Origin of the sequence: Pseudomonas sp. MD195_PC81_125 (genome assembly GCF_014060985.1) — a bacterium.
GTDB lineage: Bacteria > Pseudomonadota > Gammaproteobacteria > Pseudomonadales > Pseudomonadaceae > Aquipseudomonas > Aquipseudomonas parakoreensis.
Genome location: NZ_JABULD010000050.1, coordinates 1 through 1429 on the forward strand (window position 1 = coordinate 1; position 1429 = coordinate 1429).

General features: G+C 60.7%; 1 pseudogene. It reads left to right on the forward strand.

Features of this window, described 5'->3' with window-relative positions:
* Window positions 1-167: 167 nt before the first annotated feature.
* Window positions 168-1353, forward strand: a pseudogene (locus HT737_RS02590) (MFS transporter).
* The last annotated feature ends 76 nt before the right edge of the window (window positions 1354-1429 follow it).

Sequence of the window (1429 nt, forward strand, 5' to 3'; positions counted from 1 at the left end):
AGGCTCGCTCCAACGGGAATCGCGTTCCAAATGTGGGAGCGAGCCTGCTCGCGAAGAGGCCCTCACAAACACCACCGACTCCAAGTAAATTAGTTAGCCTGCTTCCTTTTATTTCAGCACCCAGCCATGATGCCGATTCTCCCACCGCCGCCCGCGAACGAGTCCACATGCCTGCGCAGCAACAGCCTTTGCAAAGCTCACTGGCGATCACCCTGCAGATCGTCTCCATTGTTTTCTATACCTTTGTCGCCTTCCTGTGCATCGGTCTGCCGATTGCAGTGTTACCCGGCTATGTTCACGAGCAACTGGGGTTCAGCGCGATCGTTGCCGGACTGGTCATCGGCTCGCAATATCTGGCCACGTTGCTCAGTCGACCGATGGCCGGGCGCATGTCGGACACGCTGGGCACCAAACGGGCGATTGTGTATGGCTTGTCGGGGATTGTGCTCAGCGGGCTGCTGACGCTGATTTCGACGCTGCTGCAGGATTTCCCGGTGCCGAGCCTGATTATCCTGATCATCGGTCGGCTGCTGCTTGGCGTTGCACAGGGTTTGATCGGCGTCGGCACCATCAGCTGGTGCATGGGCCAGGTCGGCGTGGAGCACACGGCAAGGTCGATCGGCTGGAACGGCATTGCCTCCTACGGCGCGATTGCGATTGGCGCGCCGCTGGGCGTGGTGATGGTTGCCGACTACGGCTTTACCAGCCTGGGCATTGCCCTGTCGGTACTGGCGGCGGCCGCTCTGGTGATCATCCGTAATAAACCCTCGGTACCGGTGGTGCGCGGCGAACGGCTGTCTTTTTGGGCAGTATTCGGGCGCATCGCACCGTATGGGGCCAGTTTGAGTCTGGCGTCGATCGGTTACGGCACGCTGACCACCTTCATCACCCTTTATTACCTCAACCGTGGCTGGAGCGGCGCCGCGTATTGCCTGACGGTATTCGGCGTGTGCTTCATCCTGTCGCGGCTGCTGTTCATTTCGGCGATCAGCGTTTTGGCGGGTTCAATTCGGCCATTGCTGCATGAGCATCGAAACCGTCGGCCTGGTGCTGCTGTGGCTGGCACCGTCGACCACGTTCGCTTTGATCGGCGCGGGGCTGGCCGGGTTTGGCCTGTCGCTGGTGTATCCGGCGCTGGGGGTCGAGGCGATCAAGCAGGTGCCCAGTTCCAGCCGTGGCTCGGGGTTGGGTGCTTATGCAGTGTTCTTTGATCTGGCACTGGCGATTGCCGGGCCGTTGATGGGCGCGGTGGCGCTGAACCTGGGGTATGCGTGGATTTTCTTCAGTGCGGCGCTGTTGTCGGTGCTCGGGCTGGGGTTGACCTTGTTGCTCAAGCGCCGGGCGATGAGCTGAAAAACGAAATCAAAAGATCGTCCGATCGCGGCCCGAGCCTTCGGCAGCGCCTACAAAAATCCACGGTAGGAGCTGC